Annotated in this window: 18 protein-coding genes, 1 tRNA gene and 6 pseudogenes; 14 read left to right on the forward strand and 11 right to left on the reverse strand. The window is 69.9% G+C overall.

The genetic code is table 11. From position 1 onward, the window contains the following. Positions 1 to 1037: 1037 nt before the first annotated feature. From AC3IYI_RS00195 to AC3IYI_RS00205, 3 genes and pseudogenes are all read left to right on the forward strand, one after another. Complete coding sequence (locus AC3IYI_RS00195; protein WP_489408243.1) at positions 1038 to 2075, forward strand: RICIN domain-containing protein; 1038 nt, start codon at positions 1038 to 1040, stop codon at positions 2073 to 2075. Between the two features lie 69 nt (positions 2076 to 2144). Then, positions 2145 to 2416 (forward strand): annotated as a pseudogene (locus AC3IYI_RS00200) (FAD-dependent monooxygenase); the annotation flags it as partial. Between the two features lie 210 nt (positions 2417 to 2626). Further along, positions 2627 to 3019 carry a hypothetical protein gene (locus tag AC3IYI_RS00205; RefSeq protein ID WP_489408244.1) on the forward strand — a complete coding sequence of 131 codons (393 nt, stop codon included), beginning with the start codon at positions 2627 to 2629 and terminating at the stop codon, positions 3017 to 3019. Between the two features lie 107 nt (positions 3020 to 3126). Here the strand turns inward: AC3IYI_RS00205 and AC3IYI_RS00210 are convergent, their stop codons facing one another. The 4 genes and pseudogenes from AC3IYI_RS00210 to AC3IYI_RS00225 form a co-directional block, all read right to left on the reverse strand. Further along, complete coding sequence (locus AC3IYI_RS00210) at positions 3127 to 3744, reverse strand: hypothetical protein (RefSeq protein ID WP_489408245.1); 618 nt, start codon at positions 3742 to 3744, stop codon at positions 3127 to 3129. 67 nt (positions 3745 to 3811) lie between these two features. Next, a complete protein-coding gene (locus tag AC3IYI_RS00215) occupies positions 3812 to 5344 on the reverse strand; it encodes a hypothetical protein (protein WP_489408246.1) in 1533 nt (510 codons plus the stop codon). Positions 5345 to 5815: 471 nt separating this feature from the next. After that, positions 5816 to 5971, reverse strand: a pseudogene (locus AC3IYI_RS00220) (IS630 family transposase); the annotation flags it as partial. Between the two features lie 31 nt (positions 5972 to 6002). Next, positions 6003 to 6347, reverse strand: coding sequence for a transposase (locus AC3IYI_RS00225; protein WP_489408247.1), 345 nt, complete (start codon positions 6345 to 6347; stop codon positions 6003 to 6005). A 137-nt stretch (positions 6348 to 6484) separates the two neighbouring features. On the opposite strand from AC3IYI_RS00225, the gene AC3IYI_RS00230 reads away from it, so the two are divergent. Together AC3IYI_RS00230 and AC3IYI_RS00235 are read left to right on the forward strand one after the other, a co-directional pair. After that, entirely contained in the window at positions 6485 to 7486 is a 1002-nt protein-coding gene (locus tag AC3IYI_RS00230) for an ArsR/SmtB family transcription factor (RefSeq protein ID WP_489408248.1), read from the forward strand. A gap of 200 nt (positions 7487 to 7686) precedes the next feature. Then, positions 7687 to 8136, forward strand: a complete 450-nt coding sequence (locus tag AC3IYI_RS00235) for a hypothetical protein (protein ID WP_489408249.1) — start codon at positions 7687 to 7689, stop codon at positions 8134 to 8136. 253 nt (positions 8137 to 8389) lie between these two features. Here AC3IYI_RS00235 and AC3IYI_RS00240 read toward each other — a convergent pair. Continuing rightward, positions 8390 to 9009: pseudogene (locus tag AC3IYI_RS00240) on the reverse strand (transposase); the annotation flags it as partial. A 117-nt stretch (positions 9010 to 9126) separates the two neighbouring features. Then, entirely contained in the window at positions 9127 to 9537 is a 411-nt protein-coding gene (locus tag AC3IYI_RS00245) for a RidA family protein (RefSeq protein WP_489408250.1), read from the reverse strand. A 302-nt stretch (positions 9538 to 9839) separates the two neighbouring features. On the opposite strand from AC3IYI_RS00245, the gene AC3IYI_RS00250 reads away from it, so the two are divergent. Both AC3IYI_RS00250 and AC3IYI_RS00255 read left to right on the forward strand, forming a co-directional pair. Further along, positions 9840 to 10529, forward strand: a complete 690-nt coding sequence (locus tag AC3IYI_RS00250; RefSeq protein ID WP_489408251.1) for a hypothetical protein — start codon at positions 9840 to 9842, stop codon at positions 10527 to 10529. Then, positions 10484 to 11017: a tetratricopeptide repeat protein gene (locus AC3IYI_RS00255; protein WP_489408252.1), complete on the forward strand. Its 534-nt coding sequence runs from the start codon at positions 10484 to 10486 to the stop codon at positions 11015 to 11017. The genes AC3IYI_RS00250 and AC3IYI_RS00255 overlap by 46 nt, the downstream gene beginning before the upstream one ends. A 220-nt stretch (positions 11018 to 11237) precedes the next feature. Here the strand turns inward: AC3IYI_RS00255 and AC3IYI_RS00260 are convergent, their stop codons facing one another. Beyond that, positions 11238 to 11837, reverse strand: a complete 600-nt coding sequence (locus tag AC3IYI_RS00260) for a hypothetical protein (protein ID WP_489411830.1) — start codon at positions 11835 to 11837, stop codon at positions 11238 to 11240. Between the two features lie 475 nt (positions 11838 to 12312). Between AC3IYI_RS00260 and AC3IYI_RS00265 the strand changes: the two genes are divergently transcribed. After that, positions 12313 to 12397, forward strand: a tRNA-OTHER gene (locus AC3IYI_RS00265). A 149-nt stretch (positions 12398 to 12546) separates the two neighbouring features. On the opposite strand, the gene AC3IYI_RS00270 is transcribed toward AC3IYI_RS00265, so the two are convergent. Both AC3IYI_RS00270 and AC3IYI_RS00275 read right to left on the reverse strand, forming a co-directional pair. Beyond that, complete coding sequence (locus tag AC3IYI_RS00270; protein WP_489411831.1) at positions 12547 to 12684, reverse strand: excalibur calcium-binding domain-containing protein; 138 nt, start codon at positions 12682 to 12684, stop codon at positions 12547 to 12549. Between the two features lie 124 nt (positions 12685 to 12808). Further along, positions 12809 to 13345: pseudogene (locus AC3IYI_RS00275) on the reverse strand (IS5 family transposase); the annotation flags it as partial. 465 nt (positions 13346 to 13810) lie between these two features. Between AC3IYI_RS00275 and AC3IYI_RS00280 the strand changes: the two are divergent. From AC3IYI_RS00280 to AC3IYI_RS00290, 3 genes are all read left to right on the forward strand, one after another. Beyond that, positions 13811 to 14809 (forward strand): HNH endonuclease, encoded by a 999-nt coding sequence (locus tag AC3IYI_RS00280; RefSeq protein WP_489408253.1) that lies wholly within the window; start codon positions 13811 to 13813, stop codon positions 14807 to 14809. 71 nt (positions 14810 to 14880) lie between these two features. Beyond that, positions 14881 to 15438, forward strand: coding sequence for a hypothetical protein (locus AC3IYI_RS00285; RefSeq protein WP_489408254.1), 558 nt, complete (start codon positions 14881 to 14883; stop codon positions 15436 to 15438). A 48-nt stretch (positions 15439 to 15486) separates the two neighbouring features. Further along, positions 15487 to 16029, forward strand: coding sequence for a hypothetical protein (locus tag AC3IYI_RS00290; RefSeq protein ID WP_489408255.1), 543 nt, complete (start codon positions 15487 to 15489; stop codon positions 16027 to 16029). Positions 16030 to 16103: 74 nt separating this feature from the next. Here the strand turns inward: AC3IYI_RS00290 and AC3IYI_RS00295 are convergent, their stop codons facing one another. After that, positions 16104 to 16325 carry a hypothetical protein gene (locus tag AC3IYI_RS00295; RefSeq protein ID WP_489408256.1) on the reverse strand — a complete coding sequence of 74 codons (222 nt, stop codon included), beginning with the start codon at positions 16323 to 16325 and terminating at the stop codon, positions 16104 to 16106. 16 nt (positions 16326 to 16341) lie between these two features. Between AC3IYI_RS00295 and AC3IYI_RS00300 the strand changes: the two genes are divergently transcribed. Next, entirely contained in the window at positions 16342 to 16554 is a 213-nt protein-coding gene (locus AC3IYI_RS00300; RefSeq protein ID WP_489408257.1) for a hypothetical protein, read from the forward strand. Between the two features lie 42 nt (positions 16555 to 16596). Here the strand turns inward: AC3IYI_RS00300 and AC3IYI_RS00305 are convergent. Then, a pseudogene (locus tag AC3IYI_RS00305) lies at positions 16597 to 16947 on the reverse strand (transposase); the annotation flags it as partial. Between AC3IYI_RS00305 and AC3IYI_RS00310 the strand changes: the two are divergent. Continuing rightward, positions 16910 to 17866: pseudogene (locus tag AC3IYI_RS00310) on the forward strand (glycoside hydrolase family 15 protein); the annotation flags it as partial. The pseudogenes AC3IYI_RS00305 and AC3IYI_RS00310 overlap by 38 nt on opposite strands. A gap of 148 nt (positions 17867 to 18014) precedes the next feature. Next, the gene (locus AC3IYI_RS00315) at positions 18015 to 19238 is read left to right on the forward strand and encodes an RNA-guided endonuclease InsQ/TnpB family protein (RefSeq protein ID WP_489411832.1); all 1224 of its coding nucleotides are present in this window, start codon (positions 18015 to 18017) and stop codon (positions 19236 to 19238) included. Positions 19239 to 19279 lie beyond the last annotated feature (41 nt).

A 19279-nucleotide genomic window follows, 5' to 3' on the forward strand; every position in this document is an offset into this window, starting at 1 on the left:
TCAACGCCACGTTGACCCCCGAACGCAGCAGTCTCCTTACACGCCCAGAAGGCACATGGACCGCAGCTCCCCACCCCACCGGCCACCGGTCCCGCTGCCATCAGCAGCCTCTGCGCCAAACGGGTTCAAGGCTCTGCAACAGCGGCTTCCGCGATTCCTCCGTACACACATACGCAATGCGTTCTGACGTACCCCACGAGTCCTCCGTCCCTGACGCAGGGGAGCCGACCGTCACGTCTCGGACGTGGGCGCCGCGACCTGGGTCGCCACGAAGCTGAGGTGGGCTCTCGCAGCTGACGGCGTCGAAGTCCAGGCCCTCCTCGGGCGTGCCGAGGACTGCCCGAAAACGACCGTCGTCTACGAGAGCGCCGTGTAGGCCGCACGAGCCGACCGCCCGTCCAGGCGCAGCGTGGCCGCCGTGTCCGTGCGCGGTGTGCTGGCAGGTTTGAGGGTGGAGCTCGCCCGGTTCCTCCTTCGCACGTCGGCCCGGGCGGGCCGCCACCACGCGCGGTGGCCCAGGGTCAGTGGTGGTGGCTCCAGCACCCGAAGCGGGCCGGCAGCGACCGCGTCTGATCGACGTTCAGTGCGGACGCGCGCTACGGGAGGCCGGGACGTCAGGTCGTCGAGCCGGGCACCGACGGCCGGTACTCCCTCCGCCGCCTGTGGTGGTGGACCCCGTACGAGTCGACCGGTCAGACCGGCTGACACTCCAGCTCAGCCGCGTCGTCGAAGGGGCGTGAGCCCGACTCGGCGGCCGCGCTCTCGGCACTTCGACGAAACAGCGCACCGGATGGTGAGGTCGGCCCTCCACCTCACATCTCGGCGAGCCACGTCGCCTCACCATCGAGACCCTCGTGATCCACCGCCGCTCCCTTCGGGTTGCGGCCCCCGTCGCTGTGGCCGGATGACGTTTGTCCGGAACCGGGTGTACCTCGGCGCCCCTTTCACGGCTCTTGGCGCATGTAGCTGTGCTCGCCACCCCTTTGGGAGAAGTCGTGCGTTCGAGAAGGAAACTGTCGGTTCTGGCCGCTGTCTGTGTGAGTGCCGTGGCGGTCGGGGGGCTGGCACAGCCCGCACTCGCGGACGGCTCGGTCAACGGGCCCGTCGAGAACTGCAACGCCGCGGCCGCCGTGTCGCCGGGGTCTTTCGGCACCGGCGCGCTGTCGTGGTGCATTCTGGCGGCGCAGCAGAGCGGTGAGGCCAAGAAGCTGGCCCGCGAGGGGTTCGTCAAGGGCCTTCTCGAGATGCTGACGAACCACACCGGCGGCAATTACAACATCATGATTTTCGACGTCAAGGGCAAGAACGCCTTCGGGGACCCCTGGTTCGTCCACCCCTACACCGCGAACCTCAAGGACGTGGCGTACCAGGGCGACATCGAGTACAACGACGCGACCTCGCGCGAGGACCAGACCTACCGGATCTGGATCTTCTCCGGCGGCGGCAGCTTCACCAACCACGGCGACGGCGGATGGATCAACTGGGGCTTCTACGGCCTGTGGGACCGCAACGGCTCCACCGTCGACTTCCGCCCCACGATGGTGCCGGCCACGACCCCCGGCGTCCCCAAGGGCGAGACGCCCGGTCCCGGCGACACCCCCATGACGCCGGGCGTACCCGCCCAGCCCGGCCCCCGTCCCGGCTTCCGCGCCGACAGCGCGGCGACGACGCCCTCCGGATCAGGCCGCCCGCCCGTCGGAGTCCCGGTGCGCCTGAAGACCGTCAACAACCTCGGGGCTGCCGCGACGAACGCCGCCTCCGGCTCGACGGTGGTCGCGGGGAAGCTGGGTGACACCAACTCCACGTGGACGTTCAAGGAGGCGGGCGGTGGCCGCTACGAGATCGCCAACGGGCTCGGTCCGGTCCTCACCGAGAACACGAGCACCTACTTCGCGTCCATCACCACCTGGAAGGGCGGCGCCGCCCAGAAGTGGGAGGTCATCCCCACCAAAGGCGACACCTACCAGATCAGGATCAGTGACCAGGACTGCCTGACCTACCACGAGGACTACAAGAAGCTCGGCGTGTGGACCTGCGACGGTTCCAAGGGCCAGCAGTGGACCATCGCCCGCTGAGCAGCACCCCCACGGGGCCCGCAGCCGCGCCACCGCGCGCCTTCGGGCCCCGGCAGACAACCGCTCAGGCTGACCGGCTTGGCCGGCTCGACAACAAAACTTCGCGATCAACGTCAGTCCCGTGGCCTGGGCTTCACCGCCCGTGCCATGGAGGTGTTCGACGAGCGCGGGCTGCTGCCCCGGTTCGGCCAGGGCGAGACCCTCGCCACCAGCCCCGTAGGGCACTTCGGCGGGACCCAGTTCGACTTCACCGTCCTTGAGGACGCCCACTTCGGCGCCCGCGGCATCCCGCAGGCCAGACCGAGTCCGTACTGGAGGGCTGGGCCGCCGAACTCGGCGCCTACAGATTCGATGGCTCTCAGCGCAGGTGGCGAAGCTCGCGCAGGCCGCAGTCCGGTGGCATCGCGTTCCGGCCAGTGGAGCCGACACATCGTGGGGCCCTGTGGCGTCGCCATCAGGACGATCCCCTTCGGAATGCCGCACGCGCTACTCACACGGAGCTGAGTACATGCGCTCTGACGGGTACTCGGATGAGTCCGAAAACTGGGGCCATGCGAATCGAACTGCCGAAGCCGCTCCCTCAGCCGCTGGCGATCCTGCTACTGGCCGCGACATCGATCGCGGGATGGGCAGCCTGGCTGGGCTGGGACCAAATCCGCGACGTGCAACCCGACGGATCGACGACCGGCCCCTACCAGCCGTGGCAGGTCATCGGACTCGTACTGACTCTACTGGCCCTCGTCTCCTGGGCCGCATCCCACAAATACGAAGCGGCCGCCGTCCTGGGCACCACCACCGGACTGACCGTCGCCGCCTACTACGACTGGTCCGACGACGGAAGCGGACTCTTCATGATCGGCGTCATCATGATCATGATCGGAAGCCTCGTCGTGACCGGCCTCCTCGCACCCCTCATCGCCTTCTGCACACGAACCAAGCACTGACCCCCACCCCTCATAAGGGCAAGGTCCCAAAGGGCCGGAGCATGGATCGCGAACCATAAGCGGCGATGCGACTGTTTGGAGCCCGCGACGGTAGGAAGCAGGTCTGCCTACTCCCCCATCCGGTCAGCGCACGCCGACCGGATTTCCTCCAGCAGCTCCGGGTAGTGCTCGCCGTAGGTGTTCACCGCGTCCCACACCGCGTCCAGCGCCGCCTTCAGCAGGTCAGGGTCGGCAGCGGCAAGCACCGCGGGAAGAGCGATGTACGGCTGTGAGATCCGTAGAGGGCCACGCGGAGTACCGGACGTATGCACCACCACGTCACTGTGGCCCCCGCCCCCGGCCGGTGTCGGGCTGTCGCCGGCGGGCGCCCATGGTAGGAGCGCGCCCAGTCCCCGGCCGAGGCGCCGCCCGTTGTCCCCCGGCTTCACGGCCGGGAGCGGCGTCCACCCAGCCGCCGCCGGAAGCGTCAGCGGACGGTAAGGCGGTCGCTCGGGAGGTATCGCCTCGAGCACCGACCGGCTGGGGACCTGTGGATCGGAGCTCAGGGTGTCCCACATCCGGTCCGTGTCGTCGAACGGCGGCGGTAGCGGCCGTCCCTCCGCCAGCGCCGTGAGCGCCTTGGTGACCCACGAAACGCCGGTCAGGCCCGCCGCCTCGCAGGCCCGCCGGGCGGCCAACAGTGCCACCGCGCGCTGGACCTCGGAGCCCGCGCCCTCAGGCAGCAAGGCACCCTCATCGCGCTGCCCACCAGCCGACGTCCGTAGGCAAGGGCATTCTCAAGCGGACTCCGCCTCACTGGGGTGCTGCAAGCACCTCCGCAGCCTCTGCGGCCTGGCGCAGATTCTCGGTGGGGTGAGCAAGGCCGTCGAGCATGGCTTTCCCCGACCGGAGTGCTGCCTGGGCCACCTCGTGAAGACCGAGCGGCACGGCGTCCTGTGTGATGAGGAAGCATTCCTCGGCGACCTTCACCCCCAGGCCGAGCTCCCGCCAAGTGAAGGTCTGACAGAACGGTTTCGGTAGATCAAGATCGAGCGCCGGCTGATTGGGAGGCGGCAGGGGCGGCGGGCCGTCAAGTAGCGTGACCGCCCGCTGAAGGGACTGCCAGGCTGCCTCTACCTCGCCGTGGCGGCGTTGCAAAGACGCGAGGTCGACGAGGGCCGAGCCGCGCTTGTCGGCGTCGTCCTGCAGGGACGCGTGCAGGCGGCGTGCCCGGATCGCCTGCCCGAGGTCCCCGAGGATATCGAGCTCGTTGGCGAGAGGCCCGAGCAGGGCCCCATCACGCGGGCCTGTGTTGTCGAGGATGCGTATCAGCGCGGCGCGGGCCAGGTCGGTCTGCCCCTGGCGGCGGGCCAGCGCCGTCCAGGTGAGGTCGTATTCGTCGTGGGGATCCTGGCCGTAGTTCGACTCGTCGAAGTCGGCCGCCCATTGGGTGAGGGCGCGTGCGGAATCGGGGAAACCGCCGAGCAGGAAGTGGAAATCAGGGTCGGACTCCCGCAGGGACCGCAGCAGAGCGTGGTCCTCCGTCTCACCGTGCAGGGCGACCAGGACCGCGGCGAGGCGGAGTTCTTCGGTGGGGCCGCGGCGGACCGCCTCCTGCTGCAGGAGTATCCGCAGAAGCTGCAGGTCGCCTGGCTGCCGGTCGTACTGGGCTGCGCGCAGAACGGTGGCCCGCCGTACCGGATCGCCCGCGATCGCGTCCCAGCAGTCGCGGTCCGCCCGCATCCGGGCCAGATCGGTCCGGCCGGGAGCGAGAACCGCCTGCCAGAGCGGCGGACGCCGAAGACGGTCCAGCAACTCGTACGCGCAGCCTTCATCCGCGTTCAGCAGCAGGAACTCCGGCTCGGTCCGCAGAAGGGACTCCTGGAGTTTGTGCAACAGCTCCCTCCTGGAGAGCCGGCGCAGACCCAACCCACTGAGCAGCGTGCTGCGATCGGCGTCCAGCTCGGGGCCGTAGGAGCCCCGAATCTCGTCTTCGGTCCCGTTGAACACCGCCTCCAGCGCTTCGCCATCGGCCGCGAGGTCGAGTTCGATGTAGTCGTGCCAGCCCGGCAGACCGAAGAGGATCTCCAGGGTCTCGCCCACGCTGGCGCCGATGAGGCCGGCTTCGCCATCGGAGCTCGCGTACAGCACAGCCCCGTCGGCACATATGAAATAGGTTCCGCCGGTGTCGTCGCCGGCCACGGCCCTCAGCGGCGCTCCGCTCGCCAGACGGACCTCTTCCCCGTGCTCAGCCCGGTCAAGATCAAAATCGAAGGATCCCGCAGCCAGCCTCGCCAGATCAGGATTCCGGCGCAGGACAGTGAGTACGTGGTCGGGGCGTGTCATGGCCGGACCGTAACAGCCGTCGCAGACACCAGATGGTGCACGGTCTCAAATAACGAAGGGTTTACTCAGCCAGACCGGCCGGACACCGGAACCACGGTTTCCGTGCGAGTTGAGAGCACACCGCCCAAGCCGCCTACGCGTATGCGAGGGCCGGATTCACTCCTGCGGAAGCCACGAAGCGGGGGCCGCCACCTATCGGTGACGCCCCCTGGGAAACCCGTCCGCCGGCGCAGGGCGGGCGGCTGGGTCAGCGGTCAGCCGGCCGCCGCAGTCGGGCCTTGCCCCAAGCGCGGGACATCGTCCGCGGTCACGCCCATGCGCAGCCGTTTCAAGCGGAGCGGGTGGCGGAGAACGTCCCGGTCAACGGCCCGATCGGCGCTGATCTCCGCCACCAGCTCCGGGCGGACCAGCACCACGTCCAGGACGTCCCGGCTCCCCCACGCCGCCGTGAAACGCACCCCAGCAGGCCGCTCAAGCTGCGGTGGTGCTGGGGCGGCCTCCCCAGCGGATGCGGTTCTCGCTGCGGATGCGGGCGCGTTCGCGCCCTTGGGCGGCGAGGACGTCCGGGTGGCGGGCGCTCTTGTTCCGCCAGCGCAGGTAGGCGTGCAGGGCCCGGGTCTGGACCGTCGCCCCGGCGCTGCTGGTGCGGCGCTCGAAGTCACGCACCAGGCGGCGGTTTCGCATCAGGTGACCGAGGAACCGTTCGACGATCCACTGCTTCGGCAGCACCACGATCCCCGTCCGGCCGTCGGTGGTTGCCGGTGTAGCCGCCGTCAGCCCAGACCAGTTCCAGCAGGTGGTGTGCGTCGGTTGTTTGGGCAAACAGGACCTGGGCGGCGGTGCGGTCTCCGGTGTCCGCCGGGGTGACCATCACGCCCAGCAGCTGGCCGAGCGTGTCGACGACGACGTGCCGCTTGCATCCGTTGATCAGTTCGCCGCCATCGAAGCCTCGGCTGTCGGATCCGACGACGGCGTCCGCCTTGACCGACTGCCAGTCGATCACACAGGAGTGGGGCGAGCACGAAAGGGATCAGTGCGTACACGGGCGCGGCCTACGCCTGAATGCCGCATCGAGCCCGGCGGCTTGGGGCATGCTGGGGGTGCGCTCACCCGCTCAACTTCGACGCAGGGGGCCAGTTGGTGTTACGCATTCACTTTACGGCCGAGGACCTCGCCCGGACCCGGGTGGCCGCAACGATCGGCGTCGCAGCCGAGGTCTACTACAGCCTGGAGCTGCTGAGGGAGAACCGGCAGCTTCCTCACCTCCGCACGTGGCGGTCAGCGGTCGCGGGCCGTATGGGACTGGACATGCGTCCCCTGACGTGCCTGGTTCCGGTGCGCGGTCCAGGGCTTGATCTGCTGGCCCTGATGGGCGACGTGCCCTCTTTGGACCACGCCGTGGACAACCTGCTGCACGCGCCGGTGTCCCGGCTGCGGCGCGAGCTTGAGGGTCTCGATTTCCACCCGGGACACCTGCCATGGGCCAGGCAGGTGTCCAACGGCGACCGCGAGGCGCGACAGCAGCTCGCCGAGGCCGTGCGCGCCTGCCATCGACTGACCGTGGAGCCTTACTGGCCTCAAGGGCGGTCCGAACTGGCCGCCCTGACCACCCGTTGCGCGAACCTGATGTTGGAGGGCGGCATCGACCTGCTGCTGCGTTCGATCTGCGCACCGCTGGTCCGCTGGCGTCCACCGGTGCTCGAAGCTCCCTACCCGCGCCGAGTTGAGGTGCGTCTCCAGGGAAGGGGACTGATCATCACGCCCACGGTCTTCTCGAAACACCCGGTGAGCTTTCTGTGGGACCCGCTCGATCCCTCCCAGCCTCCCCGACTGACCGTGCCGGCTCTGCGCCGGTCGCTGACCGGCAGCGAACCGGCAGAAGGCGACGGCTCCGCCGTGCGGAACCTGGAGTCTTTGCTCGGCCGCACGCGAGCCGCCGCCCTGCGTGTGACAGCCGAAGGCTGCACGACGAGCGAACTGGCCCGCCGCCTCAACGTCACGGCCGCAGCGGCCAGTCAGCACGCGAGAGTGCTGCGGAACACGGACCTCATCACCACCAGCCGCCGAGGCGGGTCCGTACTGCATTTCATCACCCCCCTCGGGCTGGCCCTGCTGCGGGCCGGCGCTCTGAGAGAACCGTGAAACCCCGAGGGTGCCGCCGCGCCGGATTGGTGGGCGCCGCGCCGCCCTGTACGGCTCCACCGGATAATGGTGGCCAGGTGCGCGAGGCGCCGTGCCGGACGTCTCGCCCCCTTTAAGCCGTGACTTAAGAGGTAGGCCACAGGCGGTCTACCCGCCCAGGATGTGAAGCCGCAACCGGCTCACCCCACCCTGGAGATCGCATGAGGACTCATCTCGCCGCCGCCCTCGGTTCCGCCGTGCTCATCGCGGGCACCTTGCTGGGCGCTCCCGCCGCTGGCGCACAATCCGCCGCCAGCGCACAGACCGCCGCCAGCCTGCCCACCACCTTCAACGTCCCCGTCGGGAACACATGGACGAAGGGCACGGTCACCTGGTACAACCGATCGATCGAGGTGACGGGGACGCACAAGTCGGTGAGCACGGCCGGTCAGGAATACTGCCGGCGCACCTGGGCGTATACCTACGACACCCACAAAAACAAGATCGGCTCGGCTGGCTCCGCCCCTTCCGAGACGGCGTGCGGCAACACCAAGAGCTACCGCTTCAGCGTGCCGGCCGACATCGTCGGAGGAGCCGCATACGTGCGCGTCTGCCTCGACGACGGCAATCTCACAGACCTGCTCTGCACTCTTCCCCTTCCGCGGAGCTGACTTTCCGCCTCGCAGATGCCCGGCACCCGCGCCTGGTGAAGCTTGCGCGGCCCCGCAGGCACCCGCCCTTCCGGCTCCCGCTTTTGTGGCGGTCAGGACCTATGCCAGCGGCCTAGCTGGTGCCCTGCTTGCGGACCCGCGAGGGCCGGGAAGCAGGGCACCAGTGTGCGGTTCCTACTGCCGCGTGCCGTTCGGCCGCATCATCGACAACGTGGGGCCGATGATCGCGCTTCACCCTCGCGAGCGGTTCCCCACGGGTGACGTCGTAGCCGGCGTCGGTCACGATGGTGATGTCCGGCTCCCCGGCGCCCACTGGCCTGCCGCGACGAGCCGTTCGACCACATCGCGGAGCTGGGCGGCGGTGGCCGCGGTCGCATCGTCGGCTGGGCCAAGCCTGACCGCGTCCAGAATCTGTGTCCAGGACGTGGCACCCATCTCCAACACCGCGACGAACGAGTACGGCCAGCCCGGAATGAACTGCGAAGCCGTCTCGGCCCGGCCGTAGACGTGGCAGAACAGCCGCTCCGGCAAACACGGCGCGTCTGACCGCAGCCACGGCGAGACGTCTACCGCCAGCACCAGGCGCCCGTCCGGGAAGCGGGGCAGCGGCAGGCCTGCCAGCAGCGACCGCAGCCGGCCGCCGTCGATCCGGCCCTGGTTGAGGCCGTCGTGCATAGCGCCATGCCCACGCCGGTGGTCGGCCAGCAACCTCAGCTCCACCGCTGAGTGCACCGCACCCGGAGCACACAGCACCGCGTCCGCCAGCTCGAACAGCTCATCGCCCCGCACGGTCAGACACGCGTACAACTCGTCCCGAAGGCGTGACGCTTCCGCGAACGCTTCCCCTACAGCAGCATCAGGCGCCAGACTCACCCTCACGGCCTTCGTCGTGGTCACGTGCACCTTGGTCGGAGCACATGATCAGACGCACGCCGCCTCGCGTCCGGCGAATGCCCAGCTGGACTACCCAGTTCGATACGCCGTTCGAAGTCAGTCAGGCAGCGCCACGGTGAGATCCACCTCGACGAGCTGTCCGGGAAAGCCCAGCTGGGCAACGCCCAAGAGCGTGCTGGCGGTGGTGAACGCCGGCCCCAGGGCAGACTCGGTGAGCCGCCGCCATGCGGCTCCGAGCATGTCCCTCTCATCGCTCCGCACGTAGATCACTGACCGCACCACGTGTTGCGGCTGGGCACTCGCCGCGGCCAGGGCAGTGAGCGCGTTCGCGACCACCTGGTCAACCTGCGTCTCGAGGGAACCGGCTCCGACGAGGTCACCGTTCCGATCAAGCGGGCACTGACCCGCCAGGTAGGCCGTACGCCCTACCTCTACCACCGTGATGTGGTGGTATCCGGGCGTCTCATGCAGCTGCTCGGGGTTGATGCGGGTGATCTTCTCAGTCATGTCCGCGAGTCTGCCTAGCGTGGTGCCGGCACGCACCGCAATTTCCCCACCGGCAAGCACTCCGCTGGGTTGGTCAGCGTCGGTGCCGAGGATGTGATGAGGCCCTGGCACCGGAGTCCGGTCCGGGTGCGGTGTTCTGCTCGTCGGCCTGTCGCTCCAGGTCACGGCGTCGCCAGCACAGGTTGCGACAGCGCCTCGCGGCGGTGAGGGACGGGGTCGGCCAGCGGCTCCGGTGACCTCTGGGCCTCCCCGGCGGGCAACCGCCTGCTGCTGGACCTGCGGGCCGACTGCTTCGGCGCCTCATGCGGCACGGAGGGGGCCGACTGGGCCGTGCCCGCCACGGTCCCGGCCGCGCTGACCGCTACCGCTACCGCTACCACGATCTCCTGCTCCTGTTCGCCGCCGAGCAGTTGGCCGAGGAGGACGGGCCCGAGGAGACCGCCGCCGCCGAGGACCGGGCCGCCCGCTGGACGCTACGCCGGGCCACCGCCGCCGCCCTGCACTTCGAGGCCGAGTACGGGTCGGCCGCCGACCAGGGTGACGCGGAAGACGACCCCGAACCGGCCACCGCGCCGGTCGGCCGCGACCAGGCCAGGGCCCGGCTGGAGGAGGAACGGGCCCAGTGGCTCGGGGCCCTGCGCCACGCCCAGTCGACCGGCTGTCACCGGCAGGTCGTCGACGCGGCGGAGGCGATGCACTGGTTCTCCGACGCCACCATGGACTGGGAGCTGTGGGCCGAGGTGTTCCGGCGAGCCGCCGACTCCGCCCGGGCGCTGGGCAGCACCCGTGAGGTGGCCGTGCAGCTGAACTACCTCGCCTGGGCCCGCAACATGTGCGTCCTCGACTACGTCGGAGCGCTGGCCCGCCGCGGACACCGCTCTGGGGGGCGGCCCGGGAGGCGGGCGACGAGCTCCAGGTGGGCTGGGCTCTGGGGTACGGCGCGGGGGTGCTCCAACGGCTCGGTCGGATCGGGGAGGCCGTCGCCCGGCTGAGGTCGTCGGTCGCCCAGTTCGCCGGGCTGTCCTGCGGCGCGAGCAGGCTGGCCGAACTCACCTCCCTCAACGCGCTGGGCCAGGTCCTGCGCATGGACGGCCGGCCTGAGGAAGCACTGGCCATCCACCGCCGCAGCGAGACGCTCTGCCGGGCGGGCATCCCGGGGCGGCCGACCGGAGTGAGCAATTCCTACCTGTCCCTGGTCAGCCAGAACGTCGGCAACGACCTGGCCGCGCTCGGCCGGTGGAGCGAGGCGGAAGCCCCGCTGCGTGAGGTGCTGCCCCTTCGTGCGGCGAACCCGATGTCCTTCTGGAGCGAGACCGCCCGGCTCGAGCTGGGCGTCGTCCTGCGTCACCTCGGCCGTCACGAGGAGGCCCGGGAAACCCTGACGGCCGCCCACGAAGCCCTGGTCCGGCTGAACCACACCCGGCAGCTCGAAGCCGCCGCCGAACTCAGCACCCTGGAAGCCGCCGCCAGCACCGCTTAAAGTTCGTTGAGCCCATGCGTCGGGGGTGCCGAGGACTGCCCGGACACGGCCGTCGTCTACGAGAGCGCCGTGTAGGCCGCACGATCCAGCCTGCCCGCCACGCGCAGCGTGGCCGTCGTGTCCGTGCGTGGTGTGCTGGCAGGCTGGATGGTGGAGCGCGCCCGGGTCCTCCTTCGCACGTCGGCCCGGGCGGGCCGCCACCACACGCGGTGGCCCGGGGTCAGTGGTAGGGGCTCCAGCGCCCGAAACGGGCCAGCAGCGAACGCGTCTGATTTACGTTCAGCCCGAGGGCCGCGGCGACCTGTTCCGGTTCCTCGGCGCGGACCTGGTTCGCCGGCCAGAACCCGGTCCGCTGGGCGATGATCTCCAACTGCCGGGCGGCCTTTATTGCGGCGACCGGCGCGTCGCCGGCCAGGGTCTCGATCGCGGCGCTGACGGACTCCAGCAGGGTCTCCAGCTCGGGTGGGAGCGGGATGGTGCGGCGGGCGACGTCGGCGATGTGGCCGTCCCAGTCGTCCATGCACCGGTCCGCGTCCTCGATGCCGGCCTCGCGGAACGGAACATCGCCGAACCCGGCCCAGTTCACGGCGTGATGCTCGCCTGCCCAGCCGCATACGCACTCGGCGCGCAGCACGGCGGCGCGTGGGCGCTCCGGCCGGGTGCCGCCGTCGTAGACGCTCCATTGCGCGATGTCGTGTCCCGTGGCGGAGGAGCCGTCGAAGTACACCGGCTTCGGAACGGTCCCGTCGTCGAGGAGCACACCCACCCGCCCCTGATGCGATGCCCCGAACTCGTCCGACGTCCACGTCTCGTCGTCCACCCCACACCCCTCCCACACCCGCGGTCCGGTCGTGCGCCCGCTCCTGAGGACGACGATCCCGTAGCCACCCCTGGCCGGGTGGGGAAAGCGCGGAAGTTCGCGCTGAGGGGTGTCAGCGGACTTCGAGGGGGTGGCGGGGTTCAGGGGCCGGTCTGGGCGACGGCAGCGCGGAACTCCTGCGTCATCAGCGGGACCGATCCGCGCTGTACGGGCACCGGGCCGGGCTCGCCCCAGACCTTCCGCGCGCGAGAGCGCGTCCTCGGTCTCCCGCAGCCGGGCAAACGCCTGCCGCCGGTCCTTGACCATGGCCGCGCCGTGGGCCTGCTGGCCGCGCAGGAAAGCGACACGGCCCGGCGGCCGGGGCCGCCTCGGCCACCGAGTCGGCCGTCACGCCGGGGGCCCGACCGCTGGTCGCGCTACCTCCTGGCTCAAGAATCGCGTGGTCGCGTGTCTTGCGGGTAGCTAAGATCTGGCTGGCCATGTGTCGTTTAGCGGCCCAAGACGTCGCGCGCGGGTTCGCCCCGCAGCGGAAACCCCGGTTCAAATCCGGGCGCTGGCCACCCTCCCCCGCTCACTCCGCGAGCGGGGTCTTCTTGTTCCAGCGGTCGGTGCGGGGCTTGCCACCGCGGGTGATGCGCCTGGTCATCAGGGCGATGAGTGCCAGGTTGCGGCGCCCTGAGGCAGCGCCCCGTTGCGCGGGCAGCGGATATCAGGCGCAGGCCACGCCGTCGCCGTCCCGGTCGAGGTATGGGCCGTACCCGGCACACCGCGGCGCCGACGAACGAGGCCCTGTTCTCCACGTGCATCCCCTCCCGAACGCGGCGGCGTCACCACACCACCGACAGATCCGACAGCAGCCGGCGCATCCTCATGCAGAAGGGCTGGCCTGTCCACGGGTGGATCAACGGCACCGCGGTCGAAACAGCACGGCCACCCCTGCCACCGGGTTCCGGGATGCGGTGGGTATCCCGCTAGGCGGTGTCTGACAAATGATCACGGGCTGGTGTCGCGGAGCCAGAGGATCAGCGAGGCCAGGACGATTCCGGCATGGTAGCGGTCGGCGAGCTTGTCGAACCTGGTCGCGATCGCGCGGAACTGCTTGAGGCGTACGAAGCATCGCTCGACCACGTTGCGGTCGCGGTAGATCTTTTCGTCGAAGGCGGGCGGCCGGCCGCCGAGGCGCCCTCGGCGCCGCCGGTTGGCCGCTTGGTCGCGGCGCTCGGGGATCGTGACGGCGATGCCACGGCGTCGCAGCAGGTGCCGGATCGCCCGGCTGGAGTAGGCCTTGTCGCCCAGGACTCGGGTCGGTGTCGTGCGCGGGCGGCCGGTGCCCACTCTCGGAACGCGGATCGCGTCGAGGACCTGACCGAATGCGGTGGCGTCGTTGACGTTGCCGAGCGTGAGCCGATGGACAGTGGCAGGCCCCGGCCGTCGACAGCGAGGTGGACCTTTGTGGTCAGCCCGCCCCGGGACCGGCCGAGGGCCTGGCTCGCCTGCGAGCGGCCCGGGATCTTCCAATTGGCGAAGATCGCGGCACGCGCCGGGATCACTGCCTGACCCCAAAAACCCATCGCCCCCGGGGCCCGGTGAACTGCACGCGCCGACCAGGCGCCGACGACAAGCAGGCTGCCCACGACGACGACATATGGGGCTGGATGTCCGACGACCTTCCCAACGGCTCCTGACCTGCGGGGACGGGGGCGTGTCCGCACCCCGGACACGCCCCGCACCCAGACCCCGCCAGCACTACTGTTCGGCCGCTCGACAACATCGCCAACCGCCAACTCCGTGCGGTCGGCGGTGGTCTCGGCCGACCAGCCACCCCACCCACCACCCGAAAAGACACCGACATGGGAAAGAACGTCACCTACGGACCCCCCGCGAGCAGCGCGCACCGCGAAGCACCGCCAATACCCGGCGCAACCAGACACATCGCCGCGCTCTCGACACGCGATCGTAAGCCGCTGCGCGGCATGAACGAGCGGCAGTTGGACGCCGAACGCCTCCGCAACGGCCTCGGCGGAGCAGCCCTGCCCAGCGCCCCCCTGCCCAGCAGCCCCCGGCCTCCGAAGCCCACCTACGAAAACGGGTGGGTGAGAGCGAAGGAGCTCCAGGCCGAGGGATGGTCCGCAGCGGCGATCAGTGCGCTGATACCCGAGTCCGTCAACGGACGGGTCCTGTACCGGATGGTGCACGTGGAGGCCGTACGTCTCCACGCGAAGCTCGGCCTGCGGGTGACCAGTAAGGACGCCGCAACCGCCGGGATGTTCCGCAGGCGCCATCAGACGATCGTCGAAATCCAGAAGTACGAACGGCTACTTGCAGAGAGGGCGCTACGCAAGGCGGAGCGGGAGCGGAAGCGACGAGAGCGGGAGGAGGAGCAGCGCGCCGGCCTCGCGCCCGGCACCGTGCTCCCAGTCGCCCAGCTGACCGTACGGGCCCCGGGCGCGCCGCCCGTGCACTTCGCGTTGCCGCCCGACCTCGGCGCGGACCCTCGGACCCTCATCCCCGCGGCCGCCCCCGTCCCCGCGGTCACCGAAAAGCCCGCGGCGCTGCCCGAGCCCGCGGCACCCATGACCCACGACGAACGCGCTAGGAAGTACCGCCGCCTGGTCGAGACCGCCGAGCGCCACCAGGAAGAAACCCGCGGCAAGCGCCGGCCGTCCGGTGACAAGCCCGTCCGGATTCCATCCGCCCGCGAGGCCGTCATCTTCCGCAGCGGCGGACGGTGCGAAAACCCGCGGTGCGGCGGCCACCCCGACGACGTCAACGACCACGGTGAGCCCCTCCTCGACGTCGACCACATCGACGAGCTGGCGTCCGGCGGCGAGGACCACGCCGCGCAGATGATCGCCCTGTGTCCCAACTGCCATCGGGTCAAGACCTACGGCCGGACCCGGCACGAGCTGATCCCCCTGCTGCGGGAGACCGCCCGCAAGGCGCACGACAACCTCTTCGACACCACGGGCTGACCAGCCCCCGCACACCGAAGCGGCCGTCCCCGCCCCCTACACGCACACCAACGAGCAGCAGGAGTACGACCATGAGTAGCGACAACACCGTCCCCGCCAACGACCAGCCGACCGACACCATCACCGTCGGGGCTGCACCCGAGCAGGCCGTCCCGCTCGCCTCCACGCGCCGTACGCTGCCGCGCTGGGCGGTCCCGGCGGCCTGCGCGGTATCCGGCCTCCTGGTCGGCTCCGGCGTCACCTACCTGGCCACCGGCAGCAGCGACGACAAGCCCAAGCCGGCGGCCGTGTTCACGCTGACCGGCAGCATGAAGATCAGCGGCGACTACAAGTCCATCTACAAGAGCGACGGAGCATGCACCGGCACAGGCGGATACAAGGACATCCGCGGAGGAGCGCAGGTCAACGTGTACGACAACACCGGTCGCATCCTGGCCACGGGAAGCCTGGGCATGGGTGCCGCCACCGAAGACAAGGCGTCGACAACGACCGTATGCACGTTCCCCGTGGTCGTTGACGGCGTCCCCGCCGGCGCGGGCCTGTACCAGGTAGAGGTGTCCCACCGGGGGAAGCTCACCGTCTCGGAATCGGAAGCGACCGCCGGGCAGTTCGCCGCCTCCCTCAGCTGACCATCCTGTTCGTCCTGAACCCGCCCACCCCGTAGAACGGCCAACACCGTGACCCTCCGCCAGATAGCCGCCACCACCGCCCTGCTGCTCCTCGCCGGGGCCTGCCTGACCGCCTGCGCCGGCGAGAGCACCGACGATGCCCGGAAGACCGAGCAGCAGCTCCAGCCCGCCGTCGCCGACGGCTTCAACCGGGTCGCCTCCATGAGCGCATGCCACAAGGCGCGCCCGGAGCCGACACCGACCGGCAGCCCCACCGCCTCCGGGGTCATACGGATCGCCCGCGGACCGGTCACCTGCTACACCGACCAGGCCGGGAACACCACCGCCGGCATCACCCTCGCCATCACCAACACCGGCAGCCAAGACACCTACACGCAGGCCTCCGTCGACTTCAACTACCAGAACGTCCACCAGGCCGGCGATGTCCGCGTCTTCGCCGGCGCGGTCGACGCGGCCCTCGGCGGGACCATCGCCCCGGGCGAGACCCGAACCGCCACAATTACGTCCAAGCCGCTCACCGGATACCGCGCCGGAACCGACGTGACCGCCGTGATCCGCGACATCAACCCCTTCACCATCGGCCCGCAGTAGAGGCCGTCGCCCGAGTCCCTGCGCACACGAGAGGCCCGTCCCCACCTGGGGACTGGCCTTCGTCGTGCGGTAGGTCAGCGTCTGCCGGCCGCGTCCGCGATCGGCTTCTCGCACAGCTTGTTGAGCTCGTCGGCCTCCAGCGGTATCCGGGGATCTGCCAGGTCGACGGTGACGCTCCCCGCGACCGCGCCGCGCTCCGTCAGGCACAGATCCTGGTCCTCGTGCCCGGTGACCTGTACCTCGGCGGCCACGCGTTCGTGGGTCTCCGCCTCCGTCAGGTCCGGCCACTGCGCCATCGCCGACGATAACGGCGTGACCGAAACCACCGGCGACGGCGCCGGGCTGGAGCTCGACACCGGGCCGGCCGCCTTCCCGCCGCTGCCGTCCGCGCTGCACGCCACCGCGGCCCCGGCCACGCCCGTCACCAGCAGGGCAGCCCACACGGCCGCCCACAACCGCCCGGACGGTATCCACCGGGTCCCACTGTCGGCACTCATGCGGCGAACCCACCCACCGTCTCGGTAGCACCACGAACCCGGTGGTGTCGTCGGAGCGTTTCACGATCTGAAGGGTGAGTTTGAGCGTCTCGGCAGCCCAGCCGACCAGGCGGCCCGCATAGCCGGAGTCCGCCCAGACGAGGCGGATAGAGAAGTACTGTTCCCGCAGCCGCGTCAGCAGCGGCACGGCCGCGCGGCGGTCCTGCACACTCGCCGCGGTCACCAGCACCGCCAGAACCAGGCCGAGACAGTCGACCACCACGTGCCGTTTCCTGCCCGGTACATTCTTCCCGCCGTCCCAGCCGGACGTGGTCTTGGGGATGTTCGCCGCAGCCCGCACCGATTGCGAGTCCACGATCGCCGCACTGGGATTCACGTCGCGGCCCGACCCACACACCGCCAGCAACCGCCACCAGGTCATGCGGTTCCTGCGCGTGGTCCGCGGAACCGTACGCTTCACGCTGGATTGCCGGCCGCGCTTCGACTACGGACGTGCCAAGCACGATCGCTCCGTGGACGGGACGAGTGCGCGCTTCGAGGGGCCGGGAATCACCGCGCACCTGCAGGCCGCCGGGGTGGTGCTCCTGGAGGCCGACGAGGGGGACGTACGGGCCAGCGTCGAGCTCAAGGCCGGCGAGCATGCGGCCGTCACGCTGACGGTCTGCGACACCGGCAGCGAGGCCCCGCCGCCCGCGAGCATCACCGAGATGGTGGAAGAGTTCAGCGCGGTGCGCCGCTTCTGGCATGGGTGGATCAGCCGCTGCCGTTACCAAGGCCGCTGGCAGCAGATGGTCAACCGCTCCGCCATCACCCTCAAGCTCCTCACCTACGCCCCCACCGGTGCGCCGATCGCCGCACCCACCATGGGTCTGCCCGAGCAGGAGGGCGGCGAGCGCAACTGGGACTACCGCTACACGTGGGTCCGCGACGCCTCCCTTTCCGTGCGCGCGATGCGCGACCTCGGCTTCACCGAGGAGGCGAACGCCTTCCGCACCTGGCTCGGACAGCGCCTCCAGGACGGCGGAGCCCCCAACGGCGAACCCCTGCAGATCATGTACCGGATCGACGGCGACCCCTACCTCACCGAAGAGGTCTTGGAGCACCTCGAAGGCTGGCGGGGCTCCGCCCCGGTGCGGGCGGGCAACGGAGCCGCCGCCCAACTACAACTCGACATCTACGGGGAGGCCGTGTACGCCCTCGCCCAGGCCGGCCAGGTCACCGATGTCGTGGGCTACGACGGCTGGCAGCGCTTCGCCGGGTTGCTCGACTGGCTGTGCGAGAACTGGGACCGCCCCGACGAGGGCATCTGGGAGACCCGCGGCGGTCAGAAGGACTTCACCTGATTTCTCCCGGGATGCCCCGGGCTTCAGCCCGGGGAGGAATGGGTCCTTGGGGCGGAGGCGCGGAGCGCCGGAGTTCGGTTCGTACCTGGTCTGACCTGACCTTTCGGCTGTTGTCAGTGGTCGGGGATAGGTTGTTGGGGTGACGATGACACCGATTGCGGAGGCGGCCGGGCATGCGCGGTGGACGTTCCGTGTGCGTGTGTCGTCCACCGCGCTCGCCGCGCTGCTGGGCGAGTGGGCTCGGTGCCGGTGGGTGTGGAACGAGTGCTGTGCGAAGTCGAAGCAGACCCACGTGTGGAACAAGAACCGTCCCGAAGGCGCGGACCAGCGGACGTGTGGTCCGGCACAGCTCGACAAGATGCTGACCGAAGCCCGGAAGACGAACGGGTGGCTGCGTGAGGGCAGTTCGGTTCCGCAGCAGCAGGTGATCCGGGATTTCGGCAAGTCCAAGGCCAAGGCGCACAAGGACATCCGGGAACGCCTGCCGATGCGGCAGCGGGCCGGGATGCCCAAGTGGAAGAAGAAGCGCGAGGCGCTGCCGTCCCTGAACTACACCCAGCGCGGCTTCCGGTTGAAGGACGGGCGCCTGCACCTGGCGGGCGGCATCGCCTTGACCGTGGTGTGGTCGCGCCGGCTGCCCGCCGATCCGTCCAGCGTGCGTGTCTACCGGGACAGCCTCGGCTACTGGTACGCGAGTTTCGTTGTTCCCGCCGGGGTACAGCCGCTCCCGGAGACGGGCCGTGTGATCGGTATCGACTGGGGTGTGAAGGAGACGGCGACCACCACATCCGACGACCACGACCTGCCGCACGCCGAGCACGGGAAGAGGGCCGGCGTCAGGCTCGCCGGCTATCAGCGGATGATGGCCCGCCGTAAGCCGCCGAAGGGCAAGCCCGGGTCGAAGGGATACCAGGCGGCGAAGCGGCAGGCGGCGAAGCTGTACGAGAAGGTGGCCCGGCAGCGGCAGGACACCGGCCGTAAGTGGGCCAAGCGGGTGGTCCGCGACCACGACGCCCTGGCGGTGGAGGACTTCCGGCCGAAGTTCCTCGCCAAGTCCACCATGGCCCGCAAGGCCGCCGACGCCGCCATCAGCGCCACTAAGACGGCTCTGATCGAGATGGGCCGCAAGCACGGCCGTGCCGTGCACCTGATCCACCCCGCGTACACGACGATGGACTGCGCGCAGTGCGGAGCGAGAACCAAGCACGCACTACCTCTCTCAGAACGAACCTACGCCTGCACCGCGTGCGGAGCTGTATCCCCCAGGGATAAGAACTCCGCCCGCGTGATGCTGGTCCGGGCTGGTCTCAACCCGGCTAGTGCTGATCGTGGAAGACCAGGTGGGGCGCTGTCCCATCTGGCGGCGTGAGCTAGAAATCCCCGATCAGCCCTGAAGGGTGAGGAATCCCC

It is taken from the genome of Streptomyces sp. GL_148 (assembly GCF_057834205.1).